We start from the raw sequence: 19561 nt of genomic DNA on the forward strand, positions 1-19561 counted from the left end.
AACTTATACATGCACCATAATGGCTTAAAGATGCCATTTTGGAACATGTATAAGTTAAGTTTTCCTAGTGTTTCCCTATAAATGGAGGCCTAGGGCCTCCATTTTAAAAGAAATCTATCCTTAGGAGTGAAGCTAATGGAAGATAATAAAATAAATAAAATGCTAAGAGTTTCGAAGGCTTCTATAAGAGCTTTAGGGCTTATAGATAGCACTGTAGAGAAAGTTAATGAGGATGCATTAGTTGAAATTGCAGAAATATTAAAGGGACAAGAGGAAGTAACTACTTTTGGAGTAAAGAATACGGATCAAATAAGCAGGAGATATATTAAAAGGTTAGTTGATACGAAAAAGTATGTTTGGCATACCATTGATACTATGGCTGAAGGAGGAAGAGCCATAGATATAAATTTAATAAATCCAATTACGGGAAAACCTATGACAGGTTCTTCTAGTGCTACCGCTATCAATGTATTATATGGCATCAATGATATTGGAATAGGCACTGACGGAGGTGGCTCTGTACTAGCTCCAGCTCTTAGTCTTAATTTGATATCTATCATGGCAAAAGGCATGGGACTAAAAGGAGATACAGGAAAAACCTCTACGGATGGAATAAGTTTTGTACCAGGGATTGGAGTTATGAGTCAATCCTTTAGGAAGGCGAAAGATTGCGTTTATACAATGCTTGATATAGATAAAGAAGAATTACTTAATTTAAAAGATATTAAAGTATTAGTTTGCAAAGAGCATAATATAAAATTACCTGATGGAAGTGACATGAGAAGAAGTCTAGAAAAAGTGGTAAAAAGACTAGCAGAACTACAGGTAGAAATAATAGAAGAAAAGTTTCCAGACTTTTACGAGAGAGAAAAATCCATAACCTGGGCTCTAAATAAGCTAAAGGAATATGATATGATTCTTACTTTAGAAGGCCCTATAGATTTAATGGGCTTTGGAGATTCTGTTTTTGGTACCTTAGGCGACTTTGCCAAGAGCATTCAAAACCAAGGTGGAAAATATATGATAAAAATTGCTAATATGATCAACGCTACTTCTATTACTTTGCCTATAGACGAGGTAGCTTCAGGTATAGTAATCACCGCAAGAGAAGGACTTAAGGAAGGAATTAAAGCTATTGCCCTAGCTGAAGGTATAAAAGATCTATATACACTACCTGAGTTATATCATAAATATTTTCAAGAAGCTTATAAAAGAAAGAAAAACGAAATACTATTCTCAGTAAAAGGGGTGTAATAAATGAAATTAAAAGATGGAGTCACCTATATGCACGAACATATCACCATAGATTTAAGCGGAGTAAAAAAGGACTTAGACTGCAGATTAGATGTGATGGAAGATACTATTGAAGAGTTTAAGGCATTAAAAAAACTTGGTGTAGAGAATTTAGTAGATGTAACCAATAGAGGCATGGGAAGAAATATAGACTTTGCTCTTAAAGTACAAGAAGAGTCTGGCATAAATGTAATTTTCTCTACGGGCTATTATAAAGAACCTTTTCTTCCGGAAGAGGTATATAAACTTAGTGAAAAAGAATTAAGCAAAATAATGGTGGAGGAAATTTTATATGGTATTGATGGCTCTGGAGTAAAAGCTGAAATCATAGGTGAGGTTGGTACTAGCAAGGATACTGTAACACCTATAGAAAAGAAGGTAATCATTGCGGCTGCTATGACTCATATAGAAACTGGAAAGCCAATTACTACTCATACCACCTTAGGAACCTCAGGCTTAGAACAAATTAATATTTTTAATGAATACAAGATAGATTTAGATAAGGTGATTATTGGTCACGTAGATTTAAGCGGAGATATAGATTATATATTAAGGCTTATTGATAAAGGTGTATATGTAGCTTTTGATACTATAGGAAAGATAAATTATATGTCTGAGGAAAGAAGACTAGAAATGTTAAAGGAAATATGTAATAGAGGTCTTTCTGAAAGAGTGGTCATGTCTGTAGATATCACAAGAAAATCTCATTTAAAGCATAGAGGTGGTATTGGCTATAGTTATCTATTAAATAGCTTTATACCTTATATAAAAGAAAATGGCATATCAGAGCAGAATATAAACAATATGCTAAGAAATAACCCGCAGAAAATTTTTAAGTAGGAAGTGAAGAACATGAAGGCATACCCATTAGAATCCATTACAATAGAGGAAGCAAAAAAATTTCAATTTAAACTTATAGATACTATAACAAAGCACTTTCATGGAGAAGAGATACTATCTCTAGGAGATTTAGGAGTAGTTCAAGGCTTGAATAAACCTACCACTACCCTTAAAGTAGAAAAGGTATTAGCAGATTTTTTTCAGGTAGAGGCTGCAGTATTAGTAAGAGGAGCAGGAACCGCAGCCATTAGATGGGGATTATATAGCATGATAAAGCCAGGGCAAACTATCCTTGTCCATGAGGCACCTATATATCCAACTACCATGGTAACTATTGAAAGCATGGGACTAAATATTGTTAAAGCAGATTTTAATAATAGCGTAGAAATAAAGAAAGCCTTAGAAGAAAACAAAATAGACGGAGTGCTTATTCAATACACAAGACAAAAGATAGATGATTGTTATGATATGAAAGAAGTAGTAGAAGTTATAAAAAAACAGGATGAAAATATGCCTATTATTACTGATGATAATTATGCAGTGATGAAGGTTGAAAATATTGGAGTGCAATGTGGCGCTGACTTATCTGCCTTTTCAATGTTTAAGCTTTTAGGGCCAGAGGGTATTGGATGCGTAGTAGGTAAGAAAGAGTATATCGAAAAGATAATAAAGAGTAATTACTCTGGAGGCGGGCAGGTACAAGGTCATGAGGCTATGGAGGTATTAAGAGGACTTACCTATGCGCCAGTAGCTTTAGCTATTCAGGCAGAAGTTAATGATGAACTAGTGAATAGATTGAATAGTGGAGAAATAAAAGAGGTAAAGAATGCTTTTTTAGCTAATGCTCAATCTAAAGTACTATTAGTAGAATTTGAAAAGCCTATAGCCAGAGAGTTATTGAAATATGCAGAGAAGCTTGGAGCAGCACCTAATCCAGTAGGTGCGGAATCTAAATATGAATTTGTACCCATGTTTTATAGAGTTTCTGGAACCTTTAGAGCTGCAGATCCTACTTTAGAGGAGAGAATGATCAGAATTAATCCCATGAGAGCAGGGGCTCACACCATAATTAGAATTTTAAAAGAAGCAATAGAGCAATTAAGTTAAGCAGCGGGGGGTGAAAGATATGTTTTTAGACACAACTTTAAGAAAAAATCCTAACTTAATAGAGGCAGCTTTTAGCCTTCATCAGCAAGGCTTAATACAACCGGATACCTATATATTGGATTTAGATGCCATTATTAATAATGGAGCTTATTTAAAAGAAGAAGCAGATAAATATGGCATTGAACTTTATTTTATGACAAAGCAATTTGGAAGAAATCCTTATGTTGCAAAGGAGCTTATGAAATTAGGTTATGCCGGTGCTGTAGCAGTAGATTATAAGGAAGCAGATGTACTGTACGATAATGGGGTAAGGCTTGGAAATGTAGGGCACATAGTTCAAGTACCTAGCCATAAGGTGGAGGAAATGCTTTTAAAGTCTCCAGGAGTTATTACGGTTTATTCCATAGATAAGGCAAAGGAGATATCCAAGGCTGCTGTAAAGCTAGGCTTGCATCAAAATATTATGCTTAGGGTTATAGATGAAGGTGATATGTTATATCCAGCACAGTATGGGGGTTTTTATTTAGAAGAACTTATTGAAAGTACTGCTGAAATAATTAAGCTTCCTAATATTAGGGTCTATGGAGTAACTTCTTTCCCTTGCTTTTTATACGATGAAAATCTTAAAGAAATAAGACCTACTCATAATGTAAAAACTGTTATGAAGGCAAAGGAAATTATCGAAAAGACTTTCTCCATAAAATTAGGTCAAATCAATACTCCTTCTGCTACCTGTGGAAGCAGTATAAAAATCATTGCTGAACAGGGAGGAACTCATGGAGAACCAGGTCATGGACTACTAGGAACTACTCCACTGCATGTAGTAAGAGATGAGGTAGAGATTCCTGCCATTATTTACGTCAGTGAAATTTCTCATAATTTAAAATCTCAATGCTTTTGCTATGGAGGTGGACATTATAGAAGATCACATATGGAGAATGCTTTTGTAGGACAAAATATGGATAATATGAAGACCTTGAAAACAGAAATGCCAGATAGCGATAGTATAGATTACTATATAGGGCTGCAGGGTAATGCCAAGGTTGGTGATACAGCGCTGCTTGCTTTTAGAACGCAAATTTTTGTAACTAGAAGTGAGGTAGCTGTGGTTAAAGGAATTCAGCAGGGTAAGGCGGAAATCCTAGGAATTTATGATAGTCTAGGAAAGCGCTTGAGGTAATGCAAAGGAGGAAATAATATGAAAAGATTTGTGGTAGTGGTTTTAGATAGTTTTGGAGTAGGAGCCATGGAAGATGTAAAGGAAGTGCGCCCTCAGGATCTTGGTTCTAATACCTGTAAACACATTCTTGATAGATTGCCAGAGCTTAGATTACCTAATTTAGAGAAGCTTGGATTAATGAATGCCTTGGGAGATGAAACTGAGTATATGCATAAGAATCCTAAGGCTAACTATGGTATTTCAGCTTTAGCACACTTTGGAGCTGATACTTTCAATGGACACCAGGAAATAATGGGGACAAAACCTAAGAAGCCTTTATTTCAACCCTTTCAACAGTGTATCCATGAAGTGTATGAAGCCTTGACTAGTGCAGGATATGAAGTTCAATACAAAGGAGATAAATTAAAATTTCTTTTAGTAAATAATTGCGTTACAGTTGCAGATAATATTGAGGCAGATCCAGGACAGATCTATAATCTTACAGCAGCTTTAGATTTAATTCCTTATAAAGAGGTATTAAAGATAGGAAGGATAGTAAGGAAGGTAGTTAAGGTTTCGAGGGTTATTCCCTTTGGAGGAATAAATGTAAGCCTAGAAGATATATTAAATGCCGTAGAAGAGAAAGAAGATAAATTTATAGGAATAAATGCGCCAAAGTCCGGAGTTTATAATGAAGGCTACGAAGTTATTCATTTAGGCTATGGAATCGATGCTGAGGTACAAGTACCAACTATTTTAGGCAAAAAAGGTATTCCGGTGGTATTGCTTGGCAAGGTGGCGGATATAGTAGAGAATCCTTATGGAAAGAGCATTTCCTGTGTAGATACAGAAGAGGTAATGAAGCTTACTATTAAGGAAATGGAAGCTATAGAAGAAGGCTTTATCTGCACCAATGTTCAGGAAACGGATTTAGCTGGCCATGCTGAAAATGCAGAAAGATATGCAGAAAAGTTGGCTATAGCTGATAAATATATTGGAGAAATTATGGACAAAATGCAAGAAGAGGATATTTTAATTGTGATGGCGGACCATGGCAACGATCCTACTATAGGCCATAGCCATCATACAAGAGAAAATGTTCCACTTTTGATATATAAAAAGGGTTTAGAAGGTAAATTTATTGGACTTAGGGATACTATGTCTGATGTAGGTGCCACAGCAGTGGATTATTTCAAAGCAGATAGAACCGAGAATGGCTCATCCTTTTTAAAAGAATTAAATTAGCACTAAAACTGCGAAGCATTTTTGCTTCGCTTTTGTTTTTTTGCAAATATTCATTTACAAAACTAGATTTTTAGGCCACAAATGGGATTCTTGTCTTACAATTCGCCTTTTGCAATACCATAAAAGAGAAAGATTTTATTAAAACAATAAAAATATAAAGAATAACGATAAATAATTATTGAAATTATTAAAATGATGATATATAATATGGTTAATTAAAAAATATTTTAAAGTGAGGTAATATTTATGAAAGATAGAATAAGTTCAAAAGTATTAAATGGGTTTGTGATGCTTGGAATTGTCTTAACAATTCTTGCACTTATAGGTACTCCGCTTATATTGACAGCACTTTTAAAAGTTTCAAGGATGGAGCTATCAGTTCCCAATATGGAATGGATATTGACAGGATGTATCTATGCTTGCGCTATTCCTTATGTTGTGGCATTATTTAAATTAAAATCTATCTGTGGACTACTTGTAGGAGAGAATTCTTTTTCACCTAAGATTGCAAAAGAATTTAAGATAATAGCCATATGTTCCTTCAGCGAAGTGTTGATTTTTATATTCTCAGAGTTGTTACTCTATTTTGTTTACGACTTTTTTCTATATGCAGGAACAATTATACCTATGATAGTTATTCCATTTATTGCTGTAACAGCAGGATTTCTTTCCTTAGTTATGTCAAATATCTTTAAAAAAGCGGCTGAGATAAAAGAAGAAATCGATCTTACTTTTTAATTGGAGGTACAGTGATATGATAGTTGTCAATTTAGATGTTATGATGGCAAAAAGAAAAATATCCCTTACAGAATTATCAGAAAAGCTTGGCATGACTATGGCAAATGTTTCAAATTTTAAAAATCATAAAGCAAAAGCTTTTAGATTTACAACTCTTGATGCATTATGTAGAATACTACAATGTCAACCAGGTGATATTTTGGAGTATAGAGACGATATAGAATAGACAGATTCCTTGGTAAAATATATATATAAGATAACTGCGGAGGAAATATGAAAAAAAATCTTAAGTTTGAAGTTAGTATAATAGTATTTGCGCTATTTACCATGATCTTAAATTTAATTCTTAAGCACTATCCTAAATTTGTTGATAGGGTTTATTCAACCTCTATAAATAGAGCTACTAGGCAATTATTAAGCATTATTACAGGTGTTTTCCCTTTTTCTTTGGCAGAGATATTGGTACCTCTATTAGTATTGATTTTAATGGGCCTCTTTATAACTCTAGTTATGAAAATTAAAAGTGGTGAATTTTTAAAGCATTTTTTAATTATTAGTTCCTATGCATCACTGTTGTATATTCTGTTTATGTTTTTATGGGGCTTTAATTACAACAGACTTCCATTGAATCAAATAATGGGATTAGAATTAAAAAAAGCTTCTAAATCGGAGCTTTCAGAGCTTTGTGATAATCTTATAAAAAAAGCTAATAATTTAAGAACAGTGGTACAAGAGAATTCAGAAGGAGTTATAGAAATTAGTGGCGGATACAAAGATATTTTTAACCGAGCACAAAAAGGTTATGATAGGGCTTCTGAGGGTTATAAGGAGCTTGAAGGAAAGTATGGACCACCGAAAGCTATATTATTATCAAAAGCCATGAGTTACACAGGCATAACTGGCATTTACATGCCCTATACTGGTGAAGCAAATGTAAATGTGAATGAACCGGATATGATGCTCCCAGCTACAGTGCTTCATGAAATGGCACATCAGAGAGGTTTTGCCAGAGAAGATGAGGCCAATTATATTGCTTATTTAAGCTGCTCAATGCATCCAGATGCAGATTTTCAATATTCCGGGGCGATGCTAGCTTTAATTCATTCAATGAATGCTTTAGCCGGCAAGGACATGGATGAATATATTAAATTGACTAAAAATTATTCTGAAGGAGTAAGGATAGATCTAAGATATTACTCAAGCTTTTGGAAGCAATATGAAGGAAAAGTAAAAGAGGCCTCTAATAAGATAAATGATAATTATTTAAAGTCTAATGGACAAGGGGATGGAGTAGAGAGCTATGGAAGAATGGTAGATTTGTTAATTGCAGAGTATAGGAAAAAAGCGATGTAGGTCGCTTTTTTCAAAGCACAATTCAGAATTCACAATGCACAATTATTGTTATTTTTTCTACGCTAGCGGAGAAAAAAATTTCCTTCATTGTGAATTGTGCACTGTGCATTAAAAAAAGGCTAAAGAATAGCCTTTTAAATAAAAGTCAAAATATTTGAATTCTATTCTGATAAACATTCAGCTAGACATTCTTCAATAATGTCTTCTGTAATTATAAAGTTTTCTTTAACGTTCATTTAATTTCCTCCTATAATTTTTAAAAATTGTTACAATAAAATAGTATATGCTTTAACAGGCATATTTAGTACAAATAGAGAACAAAATTTTAAAAATTAGGAATTAAATTAGATGGTGGAAATTGAAGACTCTATGAAAGGTAAGTCAAAAGATTATAGACCAATGCTAATTTTATAAAACTCTAATATTCGAAAAGCTGTAATTATACATATTGTACTGAGTAATACATACATCGCATTAAAGTTTTATATTATGTCTTGGCCAGAAGGTATTAGAACTTTTGCAATGTATATATTTTATAAATTAATTTTATGATAACTTTATAAGTATAATGCAGTAATCTTTAAAAAGCAAGCTTTTTTTGACTTAAAAATATTACTTTCAAGTAATATGATAATATTGTAATATATAATAGAGTATCTTTAAAAGATAATTAGCTATTTTAAAGGATGCCTAATAGCTTAAATATTTATATTATAAGGGAGAAGAACAAATGTCAGATAAGAATATAGAAATGATGAAGAAATTAATTGAAGAGAAAAAGAAAAAAGGTAATAAAAACGGAGAAACTCTAAGGCCAGATAAGAATATGGGAGGAACTAGAAAAGCCTTTAAAAGCGGTAAGCAAGGTGGATTATTCGATAAATAGAATTATAACTATTTTTGAAGGCAGTTTAGTCACAAAAGAAATTAAATACCTATATAATAATACCATCTAAATAATTTGAGGTGTTTATTGTTATGAGAGTTTTGAAGGTAGGCTCTAGCGGATCAGATGTGATGAAAATTCAAGCAATACTAAAGAAAATAGGATATTATGAAGGTGCCATAGACGGAGTTTTTGGAAGTGCTATGGAAGCAGCAGTTAAGAACTTTCAAAGAGATAATAATTTAACCCCAGATGGAATTATAGGAGATAATACCTATAAAGCCTTAGAGCGATTTTGGCTTGGCTACGACACCTATACTATTAGACCAGGAGATACAATATATAATATAGCAAGAAGGCATTTTACATCAGTGGAAAGAATACTGGCTGCAAATCCTAATATAAATGTATATAATTTAACCATAGGACAAAGCATTAAAATACCTTATGGAATTGATATAGTGGATACTAATGTAAACTATACTTACGAAATTATGGAAAAAGATATAATGGGTCTAAAAGCAAGGTATCCTTTTATAGAAGTAGGAGTAGCGGGAAAAAGTGTACTTGGGAAAAATTTATACTATATTAAACTAGGCAGAGGCACAAATCAGGTGTTTTATAATGGAGCTCACCATGCACTAGAATGGATTACCTCCCCACTGCTTATGAAGTTTATTGAAAACTTTTCAAAGGCTTATGCGGATGGTACTACCATAAAGGGATATAATGTGAGGGATATTTGGAATAGAAGCACTATTTATATAATTCCTATGGTAAATCCCGATGGAGTAGATTTAGTTATTGATGGATTGAAAAGAGATAACCCTTATTATTCTCAGCTTATTCAATGGAATAAGGGAAGTACTGATTTTTCTAAAGTGTGGCAGGCCAATATCAGAGGTGTGGATTTAAATCATAACTATAATGCCGCTTGGCAGCTTTCTAAACAAGCAGAAGCTTCCTATGGTGTTTATGGCCCCGGACCTACTAGATATTCAGGCCCCTATCCTGAATCAGAGCCAGAATCTAAGGCTGTAGCAGATTTTACTCGCAATCACAATTTTAGATTAGTCATTGCCTATCACAGTCAAGGAGAGGTAATATATTGGACCTTCATGAATAAAATACCTCCTGATGCTAGAAGAATAGGTGAATTATTTGCAAAGGCTAGTGGCTATATGTTATCACAGCCCTATGGCATAACCTCTTATGCCGGCTATAAGGACTGGTTCATTGATAAATTTAATAGGCCGGGATACACTATTGAAGTAGGAAAGGGAACAAATCCTTTACCGTTAAGTCAATTTAATGACATATATAACGATAATATTGAAATCCTTCTTTTAGCACCTATTGTATAGAAACATTATAATAATACCCTTCAGCCTGAGATTTTTATCCTAGCTGAAGGGCATTTTTATTATTTAGATTCTTCAAAGGGATATTTTTTGCTATAGGTATTTAGATAAACCTTTTCGTAATTTAAATCCTTTGCATTCTTTGGTTCCTTTACTTCATCAGCATAACCAATAGAAACTATAGCTAACACCCCTAAATTCTCAGGGATATTTAAAACCTTACGTACATATTCTTCAGCGCTTGTATTATCATCATGGCTCCTTTCCCTTATTTGAATCCAACAGGAACCAAGCTGAAGTTCTTCTGACATTAAATGAATTACGGTAGTAGCAATGGAGGCGTCTTCTATCCAAACGCTGCTAAGTGCTGGATTTCCTAAAATAACTATACCTAGATCAGCATTTTTTAAAAATTGAGCACCTAATTTGGATAAAGAAAGCTTTTCCAAAAGGCTCTTATCTTCTACCACAATGAATTCCCAAGGCTTTGAATTCTTTGAAGTAGGGGATAATAAGGCTCCTTGAATTAATTGGATAACTTTCTCCTTTTCAACCTTCTTAGAGGTGTATTTTCTAATACTTCTTCTTTTCTTTAATATTTCTAACAAGAGTCATTCCTCCTAACTATTTTTTATAAATTTTAACACTAAAATTAGTAAAATAACAGTGTATATAACAAAGAAATAGGAACTTAAGATTAAGAATATGCTATTGCATAATTGTAAGTCCCCACTTTTTTAGTTCTATAAATACTGTTTCTAGATTTTTCCCTTTTTCAGTTAATTCATATTCAACTTTTGGAGGAATCTCTGGATAAACTATTCTTTTGACTAAACCGAACTTTTCTAGTTCACGAAGCCTAAGAGATAGAGTTTTAGGACTTATTCCTTCTAAAGAACGCAGCAAATAACCAAATCTTATTGTTCCATCTATTAATAAATCTCTTATTATTAGAAATGTCCATTTACTTCCTATGATATCTATCGCCTCTTCTATAGGGCATTTATCAGAAGGATTTCCACGCTCAAGTTTAATTTCTGACATAAAAAAAACTCCTTTCATTCATTGATTTATCACATTACTTACTTTTTTGAAATTATATGAAAAAAATATCACTACTTTTCAAAGTATAGTATATAAAATATAATGACATTAAGCAAGTAGTTTAAATAAAAGGAGATTAAAATTATGAACACTTTCAAAAGTTATACTTTAAAAAATACTAATTTAAAGAACAGGATTGTTATGCCGCCAATGTGTATGTATTCCTCAGATGACACTGGTAAAGTAAAGGATTTTCACTATGATCATTATGTTACAAGAGCTATTGGAGGAGTTGGTCTTATAATAGTTGAAGCTACAGGAGTAGCTAAAAATGGCAGGACAACAGATATGGATTTAGGAATTTGGGATGATGAGCATATAGATGGATTAAAAAACATTGTTCATGGTGTTAAGAAGTACGGCTCTAAAATTGCAATACAATTGAATCATGGTGGAAGAAAATATATAGGAACAGCCGGAGAAGCTGTAGCTCCAAGTGAGGTTAAATTCGATGAAAAAAGTTCATTACCTAAGGAGTTATCTAAAGATAAAATAAAAGAGATCATATTAAGTTTTAAAGAAGCAGCTAAAAGAGCTGATGAGGCTGGGTTTGATGCTATAGAAATACATGGAGCCCATGGCTATTTGATACATCAATTCTTATCACCATTATCGAATTTAAGAGTAGATCAATATGGCGGAAATATAAAGAATAGAACCAGATTTCTTAAAGAAGTACTACAAGCTGTGGCTGAAGTATGGCCAAAGGAAAAACCAATTTTGCTTAGAGTCTCAGCTTACGATTATAAAAATGGCGGAATAAATATAAATGACATGGTTGAAATTATAAATGATGTTAAAGAATATATTGATATGGTGCATGTAAGTACAGGAGGATTGGTTCCAGCAGAAATAAATGCCTATCCAGGATATCAAGTTAATTTTTCAAGTATAATTAAAGCTAAATGCAATATCCCTACAATAGCTGTTGGATTAATAACAGATGTTAACATGGCGGAGGAAGTAATATCAAATGATAGAGCGGATTTGGTTGCAATTGGCAGGGAACTTTTAAGAAATCCATACTTTGTATTAAATGAAGCTAAAATTAAAAATTCAGATATAAGCTATCCAGAGCAATATAAGGGCGCTTTTAACTAATTTGAGTTTGATTTAGAGAATGAAATCCCTAAAAGTTTTAAATTATTATTATAAGGTATAAACAACATGAATAAATTGCACATAAAACCTTAAGCAAGCAACTAAAAGAATTGAAAAGTTTTATTTTATAATATTAATAAATAGGACCATATCAAATTAATTTTTACTTTGGTATGGTCCTATACCTTTATATGCTTTTTATTGGAATATAAATTTTCATTGAAACTTTGTCATATTCCCAAGGATGACAATGCTCATCGTAATACTCAAAGTCAAATTTAGTTTCATCAATTTCATATTGTGAATTTGGAAACCACTGCTGGAGTATATAGCTCCAGGTTCCTTTTATGGAATCTACAAATTCCTCTTCACTTACCTCAGGGGTGGTAAATACAGCGTAGGTAGCAGCAGGGACTTCTAATTTATACATATCCTCTGTGGCTTTGTCAAAGCTATCAACCCCAACAGCCATTACATATGAAAAATCATCAGTAGTCATATCGGTATTAATACAGATACAATACTCTCCATGCTTTGATGGATTTAATTGTTTATACAATTTTTCCTCACAATTGCTATCATCAAAGCCGCGTTGAGCCCAGAAAGCTGGGATATCCCTTGAGCGTAATACGTTTTTAAGGTTATTCTTAAATTCATACCCAACTACCTTAAAGCTAGGTATTTCTATTATTTTAGGTTCCATAATAATCCCTCCAGTTAAATTCTCTTTTAAATATGATAAACTAATTTTTGGGGGTAATCCTTTTGGTGCATGAAGTCTATATAGACTTGGCGGATATCCAAAAGCACGTTTAAAAGCTTTATTAAAGCCTGCATGAGTCTCAAAGCCATAATCCATTGCTATATCAATTATCTTTGCTCCCATTGCTATATCATGTAAAGCAAACTGTAACTTTCTTTTCGTTACATAATCCATTACTGATAAATGAACAAAACTACTGAATACTTTATAATAATGATAGGTTGAAAAACCGGCAATGGAAGCTAGCATATCTACAGTTAAATTATCTTGAATATGCTCATCTATATAATCAATAGTTTTTTGAATCAAGTTAACATACTCCATGAAGTCACCTCTTTATAATCATTAATTTCCGTACGGTAATTATATAATAACATTTACAAATGTAATTTCTTATCCTAATTTGTTAATATTGAAATTTAAAAAGGTATAAAGGTAATAATAAAAGTATAAAGAATGCTAACAGTTGCTTTAGTTATGTCCTGAAGGAAAGCTGATATAACATAAGAAAGAAATAACATTAATTTTTAAATTATGTTAATATTAAAGTGATAGTTTTAATTTTTTTATATATTAGGAGGAATTATAATGGTTGAAGCTGTAATTTTTGATATGGATGGAGTAATTATCGATAGTGAGCCCTTACATAAAGAGGTTTTTAAAGAATATATGAAGGAGTTAAAAATTCAGGTTAGTGAAGAATTGTATAATACCTTTATTGGAAGTACGTCTATTGAAATGTTTACTCAGCTTAAGGAAAAGTTTAACTTTGAGGGAGAGGTAGAAGAGGTCATTGCAATCTACGCGGGAAGATATGTAGAATATATTAAAAAACACAAAGACCTAAAGCCTATTGAAGGAGTTAAGGAGTTAATAGAAGAGCTTCATGAAAGAGGGATAAAAATAGCTTTAGCTTCATCTTCTTGTAGAATGCATATAGATATGGTTTTAAATATGTTTAACTTTAATAAATACTTTGATGTAGTGGTAAGTGGTCATGATGTGGAAAAGCCAAAACCGAATCCAGATATATTTTTAAAGGCTTCAGAGCTTTTAGGAGTAAAACGAGAGCAATGTTTAGTTATTGAGGATTCCTTCAATGGGGTTAGAGCTGCTAAAAGCGCAGGAATGTTATGCATTGCCTATGATAATCAAAATTCCGGAGCTCAAAATAGGGAGGATGCGGATGCTATAGTACAGAGTATTAGCGATATAAATATCGCGTATATAGGAAAAATTGTAAAGTAGTTGCTTTATGATATGGTGAACCGTACCATAAGGAACGAGGTTTTTGGCTAAGTCCATGTATAACTGATGTTAAGAGAAATCATAGGTTATATAATTGCAGTATAAACTAAAAATTACGAAAATATATGTGTTAAGAATGTTGACTCTTACCTATAAAAAATCTTAGGTAAGAGTTTTCTTATTTTTATAGTATTTTTAGAAAAAATGTCGGGAAGTAACCTGTTGGTTTTATTATAATAGAGTTATCATATGATATTCGTAATTTAGGGAGGAGCCTCTTATGAACTATTATGACCGAATACAAGAATCCATTGAATATATTGAAAGTAATTTAGAGAGTTATATTGATTTAGATATAGTAGCTTCAAAAGCTTATATGTTACTTTCAAATTTTTATAGAATGTTTTTTGCATTAACAGGGCATTCGGTTAAGGAATACATAAGAAAAAGACGCATGAATCTGGCAATTAATGATATTACGGTTAAGAAAAGTACCATCTTGAATATTGCAATTAAATATGGGTTCGAGAGTGGTGATGCCTTTTCTAGAGCTTTTCGGCATATTGTGGGATGTAATCCCTCAACGTTCAAAAAACATAATATAAAATATAGTTTTGAAAGGATGAGTGTTTTGGATAAATATTATGATGTACAAGATAGAGACCTACTTGAAAGATACCCTGATATTAAAGTCTTAAAAAAGTTAGAACCTATGAAAGTGGCATACTATAGGTATTATGGTAAAAGCCCTGAATATAATGCTTTTAAGGTTTTGCTTGAATAGGCAGAAAAAAACAAGTTAACTGCAGGTAATAGTAAATATAGATTGTTCGGATATGATACACCTGATTGCGAGCCAGGTTTAGATGGATATGGATATGAAGCTTGTATTATCATTGATGATAATTGTAATGTTGAAGATGATAGAGTAAAGGTAAAAGAATTAGAGGGTGGGTTATATGCGGTAACTACTGTTCAAGTTAAAGATATAGCAAATGCATGGCAAAGATTTAAAGCATGGGTAAAAATAAGTAAATATGATTTTGGTTCTCATCAATGGCTGGAAGAACATTTGGAAGGTATTAATGAAAATTTTGATTATGCTGTAGATTTATATATGCCAATATGTGAGAAAAGTAAATTTTCAATTGAATCTTTAAATAATACAAATGTAGTCATGTGTAAAATTATTGGTGAAGAAGAAAAAGCTCCCTATGAAGCATGGGATATTTTACTGAATTGGGCTAAGGCTAATGGTATATTAAATACCTTAGAAAAATATAAATTTTTTGCTCATCATAATTATAATATCCGAAGAGAAGGAATAAAGACATGGTATATTGCTATGTTAACAGTAGATGATGAAATTACTATTAATGATAAACGAATAAAAAAGGACATTTTGTACGGAGGAAATTTTGTAACATGTAATACAAATTTTGATAAGCTTTTAAAAACATGGGGAGAAGCGATTAATTGGATTGGCTTAAATGGACAACGAATAAACCCTAAAATTAGGTGGATTGAAGAATGGTATGTACAAGATAGTAAATTGTCTCCAACAGAATGTCCAAGTATTAAAATTTATATGCCTATAAAGAGCTAAGATTAAGATATTCTGATACTTGCATTAATAATCCATGTGTGGTACATTAAGGATATAAATTTGAAAGGAGTGGTTGCGTATGATTAAGAAGAACAATAGATTTTTATTAAATTTATATATGCAGCTATTCCAGATGAAAGTTATTAAATGTAATTTTGTTTTATAGATAGCATTAATTTTGAAGTTATGAATCAATATTATGAATATAAATTTATTAACCCTGGAGTAGTTGGATTTAACTGTTTCAGGGTATTTTTATACCCCAATTTGGATTGGCTGCATATAAAATGAAAAATTTATGGATTATAAAGAGAGGTAAGAAAATGATATTTGAAAAGTTAAATGAAAAGTATTTAGAAGATGCAGTTAAGCTTACACAAGCACAATACAATATGGAGCAGAAACATATAGAAGCCTTATATGAGAAGGATTATAAAGATATTCTGACTGATATGTTAAGTGACATCTTTAAGAATAAGCGCGGATTGGTAGCTGTTGAAAGAGGAAAAGTATTAGGGTATTTAAGTTTTTGGGGAAGTGTGAATGGGCATTTTGGTAATGTTAAAGGTTCATTTTCTCCATTATTTGCAAATGCTTATGGCGGAGAAAATAGGGGTAAAATAGCATCACTTCTATTTCAATATACATCAGAAGAAATGATTAAGGAAGAAATTTTAAGTTATGCAATTTGTCTATATAGCCATGATGCTGAAGTTATGCAATCTTTGATGATGAATGGATTTGGCGTAAGGTGCGGAGATGCAATTAGAAATGTTAACAAGCTGCTCAATATTGAAATTAACACAGAGTATTCTTATGATGAAATACATTATAGTAAAGCAGGTTGTCTATTAACATTAAGTAACAGTTTAGAGAGGCATATGAGAAAGAGTCCTACATATTTTCCAAAGGAAGAACTTTCAGAGGAGAAATTTACTGAGAGATGTTATAATAGGCAATCGCGTTTCTTTATTGCCAAGGATAAATCAGAAATAATAGGATATTTAGAAGTTGCGAATGATGGGGAAACATTTATTTCTGAAGAACCAGACTATTTGCATATTTGTGGAGCATATTTGAAAGAAGGCTATCGTGGAAAAAATATAATCCAGAGTTTACTTTCATTTGTTATTGAAACGCTAAAGAAGGATGATATAAAGCGATTAGGTGTGGATTTTGAGACAATTAATCCAACTGCATTAAAATTTTGGGAAAAGTTTTTTGATAGTTATACGTATAGCTTTGTCAGAAGAATTGATGAAAGAATTCTTAGATAAAAAACTAATTTAATAATAAGTGTATTAGCATAATAAGATGTTAATTTATAAAGTTACAGTAAAAAGGTAGAGAAAGTACCTAATAAATGAGAGTGTGAAATTTTTTCTGTAAATAGCTTTCTATGATAAGTATTGTTGAGTCATGAAGACCTATAAAAAAGTCTACGTTATACCTGTTACGGAGAGCGTATCACAAATGATGTAGACTTTTTTTCACAGGCTCGTTTCATCAGCTGCATCCAAGTGGAAAGTGAAAATGTTTTCATCTTCGATGAATCTTATATCCCTACGCCAGACACTAAATCTTTCCGCATCACATTTTCCTACATACTCAAAATCATCAATCGCTATTCCGTTATCCTGTAAAAATTGCACTATAGCTTCTTCATAACTTACATCTGAATGCTCAATAAAATCTTCTAATTTCAAAAATCCGCTCATGCAAAACCTCCTTTGTATTCCTGATATATTCCATCTTAATAGAAATCATGCAATATTGTGTTTATTTCAGCCATTCTATCTCTCATTAGTTCCAAATCCCTTAAATATTTTGGCTGTCTCATAGCCAATACTTTTAAAAACATTAATTTTTCAAATGATATTATTAGAAAGTTATCTTCTTCAACTGCTTCTTCCGAAAGAAATTTATAATCAAGCAAGCAAATACTTTTCCACATTTCAAATTCATACTTACATACTCCAAAATCATCATATATTTCCTTTACATGATTAGGATACTTGTATGATAGTTGTTCATAATCTTCTTCTGCTATAACAAAATCAATATCTTGACCTGATTCTCTTATTTGATAATATTCCATTGCCTTTCCACCTATCAACAAAGGCTTTGATAAAAACTCAAAGTTTAACTTATTCAGATTAATATCTAAATCTTCTACTCCTAAACAATTTTCTAGTAATACTCTTTCAAAATCATTCTTCATAATCATAAGCCTCCCATAAAATACCACACATGTTATAAGAATGATTATAAATAGAAAGATATACAAATTCAAACTACAATAACTTATTTAATATCTATCAGAATATACTAAAATTAATATCGTACAAATTTTATGGATTTTCAAAATATATATTGACTACATATTATTTTTAAGATAATATATACTGCCTTTTCAAAATATAAATCTAGTAATTCGCGATATTTTTCAAAAGCTACGTAAAATTGAACTTACGTCGTTTAATAAGAAAATTGCGTATTATATTAATCAACTTTTTAATTAATATTAACTAAAAATGCATAGGAAACAGTTCCTTGTTTCCAAGTTGCTATTACTTCATAAACTATCAAACCTTTTAATTCAGGCATTAATAGTTTATTATCAGTTATTGTTTGTTTTATAGGTTTATTGTCCTGCCATATATTAACTATGGTAGTTTCTGGTTTATCAGAGAAGTCTAACGTTAAGGTAGATTTAGGAGGTAAAATTAATGGAGTTGAGTTTTTTACTAATTCATTAGGACCAGCACTATCACCATTTGTTGTAGTTTTGGTTCCGTCATTATTGTCAACAGTCCAAGAATATGCTCCTCGTTTAGCCTCGATGCTTTCATCTTGGTAAAATACTTTTAATGTAGGAGGATTTTTCAATTCTGTTTTCTCATTAATAACACTTATATTCTTGCCCTCGCATCCTATAAGTGAAAATAATAAAACTGTAAGAGAAAAGATAACTAAAAATCTCTTTATAAATACCATATAATTCACCCTTCTATACCTTTTTATAGTATTACGTTTTGAGAATTAAAAAGCTCTGTAATTATTTAATGTCTATTAGGCAATTTATTTTTTACTACGCATTTTTCTACTATTCTGATTCATCTGATCAAAATAGCTCTTTGTGCTAATTCATAAAGTGACATTTCAACTGCTTCATTAATATACTCAATCACTTCTTCAAAATTTAATACTTCTAGGGGTTCCAATAATAACTCCTTACTATATTTAAAATCCTTATGTACTGCTTGTACAAATGTTGGTATCATATTTATATCTAATTCGTCAATTTCTATATTGTCAATCATATTTATATTGTTTTCTAGGTTGTAGTATTCAATTAGTCTCCCGTTTAATTTATAAAAATCATAATAATATCCTTTAAGATATTCCTTTCCTGGGTATACCGTGCCGAAATATTTAGTAAAGATTTTATCATACCACAACTCATCCGAAATCAGATGACAAAAATATCCTGCAAAGAAAGAATCATTAAGTTTATCTTTATATTTTATATAAAATGCTTTATAATCATGTTTTAACTCATTTTCAGTCTTCTTCATAAAATGCGTTTCATCCTTTGGCTTATTGAATAATTGAGGTATGTCTGCAACCAAATAACCAATTAAAAATCTATCTCTATCAACTTTTATAATTCTACTTAATTTATCTGAAATGCAAAAATGTATTATTCGTGATCCCATGCTACTTCCTCCCAAGTTTCATTTTTGTAAGTTCCTCC

General features: G+C 31.7%; 22 protein-coding genes. 15 read left to right on the forward strand and 7 right to left on the reverse strand.

Annotation, left to right across the window (positions count from 1 at the left end):
- Nucleotides 1–135 precede the first annotated feature (135 nt).
- From BN2665_RS23935 to BN2665_RS23975, 10 genes are all read left to right on the forward strand, one after another.
- Nucleotides 136–1254 (forward strand): amidase family protein, encoded by a 1119-nt coding sequence (locus tag BN2665_RS23935; protein ID WP_055669602.1) that lies wholly within the window; start codon nucleotides 136–138, stop codon nucleotides 1252–1254.
- 3 nt (nucleotides 1255–1257) lie between these two features.
- On the forward strand, nucleotides 1258–2133 hold the full coding sequence (locus BN2665_RS23940) for a phosphotriesterase family protein (protein WP_055669603.1): 876 nt from the start codon (nucleotides 1258–1260) through the stop codon (nucleotides 2131–2133).
- A 12-nt stretch (nucleotides 2134–2145) separates the two neighbouring features.
- Nucleotides 2146–3240, forward strand: coding sequence for an aminotransferase class V-fold PLP-dependent enzyme (locus BN2665_RS23945; protein ID WP_055669604.1), 1095 nt, complete (start codon nucleotides 2146–2148; stop codon nucleotides 3238–3240).
- A gap of 19 nt (nucleotides 3241–3259) precedes the next feature.
- The gene (locus BN2665_RS23950) at nucleotides 3260–4420 is read left to right on the forward strand and encodes a YhfX family PLP-dependent enzyme (protein ID WP_055669605.1); all 1161 of its coding nucleotides are present in this window, start codon (nucleotides 3260–3262) and stop codon (nucleotides 4418–4420) included.
- 18 nt (nucleotides 4421–4438) lie between these two features.
- On the forward strand, nucleotides 4439–5644 hold the full coding sequence (locus BN2665_RS23955; RefSeq protein ID WP_055669606.1) for a phosphopentomutase: 1206 nt from the start codon (nucleotides 4439–4441) through the stop codon (nucleotides 5642–5644).
- A 246-nt stretch (nucleotides 5645–5890) separates the two neighbouring features.
- Nucleotides 5891–6382 carry a DUF2975 domain-containing protein gene (locus BN2665_RS23960; RefSeq protein ID WP_055669607.1) on the forward strand — a complete coding sequence of 164 codons (492 nt, stop codon included), beginning with the start codon at nucleotides 5891–5893 and terminating at the stop codon, nucleotides 6380–6382.
- 16 nt (nucleotides 6383–6398) lie between these two features.
- Nucleotides 6399–6608 (forward strand): helix-turn-helix domain-containing protein, encoded by a 210-nt coding sequence (locus tag BN2665_RS23965; protein WP_055669608.1) that lies wholly within the window; start codon nucleotides 6399–6401, stop codon nucleotides 6606–6608.
- Nucleotides 6609–6655: 47 nt separating this feature from the next.
- Nucleotides 6656–7735 carry a DUF3810 domain-containing protein gene (locus BN2665_RS23970; protein WP_055669609.1) on the forward strand — a complete coding sequence of 360 codons (1080 nt, stop codon included), beginning with the start codon at nucleotides 6656–6658 and terminating at the stop codon, nucleotides 7733–7735.
- Nucleotides 7736–8465: 730 nt separating this feature from the next.
- Nucleotides 8466–8621 carry a hypothetical protein gene (locus tag BN2665_RS27430; RefSeq protein WP_195892737.1) on the forward strand — a complete coding sequence of 52 codons (156 nt, stop codon included), beginning with the start codon at nucleotides 8466–8468 and terminating at the stop codon, nucleotides 8619–8621.
- 92 nt (nucleotides 8622–8713) lie between these two features.
- Nucleotides 8714–9985: a M14 family metallopeptidase gene (locus BN2665_RS23975; RefSeq protein WP_055669610.1), complete on the forward strand. Its 1272-nt coding sequence runs from the start codon at nucleotides 8714–8716 to the stop codon at nucleotides 9983–9985.
- A 59-nt stretch (nucleotides 9986–10044) separates the two neighbouring features.
- Here BN2665_RS23975 and BN2665_RS23980 read toward each other — a convergent pair whose 3' ends face one another.
- Entirely contained in the window at nucleotides 10045–10590 is a 546-nt protein-coding gene (locus BN2665_RS23980) for a nitroreductase family protein (RefSeq protein WP_055669611.1), read from the reverse strand.
- 100 nt (nucleotides 10591–10690) lie between these two features.
- Nucleotides 10691–11026 (reverse strand): winged helix-turn-helix transcriptional regulator, encoded by a 336-nt coding sequence (locus tag BN2665_RS23985; protein WP_055669612.1) that lies wholly within the window; start codon nucleotides 11024–11026, stop codon nucleotides 10691–10693.
- A 144-nt stretch (nucleotides 11027–11170) separates the two neighbouring features.
- Here BN2665_RS23985 and namA point away from each other — a divergent pair, with 144 nt between their 5' ends.
- A complete protein-coding gene (namA, locus tag BN2665_RS23990) occupies nucleotides 11171–12187 on the forward strand; it encodes an NADPH dehydrogenase NamA (protein WP_055669613.1) in 1017 nt (338 codons plus the stop codon).
- A gap of 187 nt (nucleotides 12188–12374) precedes the next feature.
- Here namA and BN2665_RS23995 read toward each other — a convergent pair whose 3' ends face one another.
- Nucleotides 12375–13274, reverse strand: a complete 900-nt coding sequence (locus BN2665_RS23995; protein WP_055669614.1) for an AraC family transcriptional regulator — start codon at nucleotides 13272–13274, stop codon at nucleotides 12375–12377.
- 264 nt (nucleotides 13275–13538) lie between these two features.
- On the opposite strand from BN2665_RS23995, the gene BN2665_RS24000 reads away from it, so the two are divergent.
- From BN2665_RS24000 to BN2665_RS24015, 4 genes are all read left to right on the forward strand, one after another.
- Nucleotides 13539–14198, forward strand: coding sequence for an HAD family hydrolase (locus BN2665_RS24000; RefSeq protein ID WP_055669615.1), 660 nt, complete (start codon nucleotides 13539–13541; stop codon nucleotides 14196–14198).
- 280 nt (nucleotides 14199–14478) lie between these two features.
- A complete protein-coding gene (locus BN2665_RS26775) occupies nucleotides 14479–14982 on the forward strand; it encodes a helix-turn-helix transcriptional regulator (protein ID WP_055669616.1) in 504 nt (167 codons plus the stop codon).
- 42 nt (nucleotides 14983–15024) lie between these two features.
- Nucleotides 15025–15804 carry an effector binding domain-containing protein gene (locus BN2665_RS26780; RefSeq protein ID WP_055669617.1) on the forward strand — a complete coding sequence of 260 codons (780 nt, stop codon included), beginning with the start codon at nucleotides 15025–15027 and terminating at the stop codon, nucleotides 15802–15804.
- Nucleotides 15805–16127: 323 nt separating this feature from the next.
- Nucleotides 16128–17081 (forward strand): GNAT family N-acetyltransferase, encoded by a 954-nt coding sequence (locus tag BN2665_RS24015; RefSeq protein ID WP_055669618.1) that lies wholly within the window; start codon nucleotides 16128–16130, stop codon nucleotides 17079–17081.
- A gap of 213 nt (nucleotides 17082–17294) precedes the next feature.
- Here BN2665_RS24015 and BN2665_RS24020 read toward each other — a convergent pair whose 3' ends face one another.
- The 4 genes from BN2665_RS24020 to BN2665_RS24035 all read right to left on the reverse strand — a co-directional run bounded on the left by BN2665_RS24020 (nucleotide 17295) and on the right by BN2665_RS24035 (nucleotide 19523).
- Nucleotides 17295–17522 (reverse strand): hypothetical protein, encoded by a 228-nt coding sequence (locus tag BN2665_RS24020; protein WP_055669619.1) that lies wholly within the window; start codon nucleotides 17520–17522, stop codon nucleotides 17295–17297.
- 35 nt (nucleotides 17523–17557) lie between these two features.
- Nucleotides 17558–18025 (reverse strand): hypothetical protein, encoded by a 468-nt coding sequence (locus BN2665_RS24025; protein ID WP_055669620.1) that lies wholly within the window; start codon nucleotides 18023–18025, stop codon nucleotides 17558–17560.
- A gap of 293 nt (nucleotides 18026–18318) precedes the next feature.
- Complete coding sequence (locus tag BN2665_RS24030) at nucleotides 18319–18801, reverse strand: hypothetical protein (protein ID WP_055669621.1); 483 nt, start codon at nucleotides 18799–18801, stop codon at nucleotides 18319–18321.
- A gap of 119 nt (nucleotides 18802–18920) precedes the next feature.
- A complete protein-coding gene (locus tag BN2665_RS24035) occupies nucleotides 18921–19523 on the reverse strand; it encodes a zinc dependent phospholipase C family protein (protein WP_055669622.1) in 603 nt (200 codons plus the stop codon).
- Nucleotides 19524–19561 lie beyond the last annotated feature (38 nt).

Origin of the sequence: Desnuesiella massiliensis, from assembly GCF_001403615.1 — a bacterium.
GTDB classification, from domain to species: domain Bacteria; phylum Bacillota; class Clostridia; order Clostridiales; family Clostridiaceae; genus Desnuesiella; species Desnuesiella massiliensis.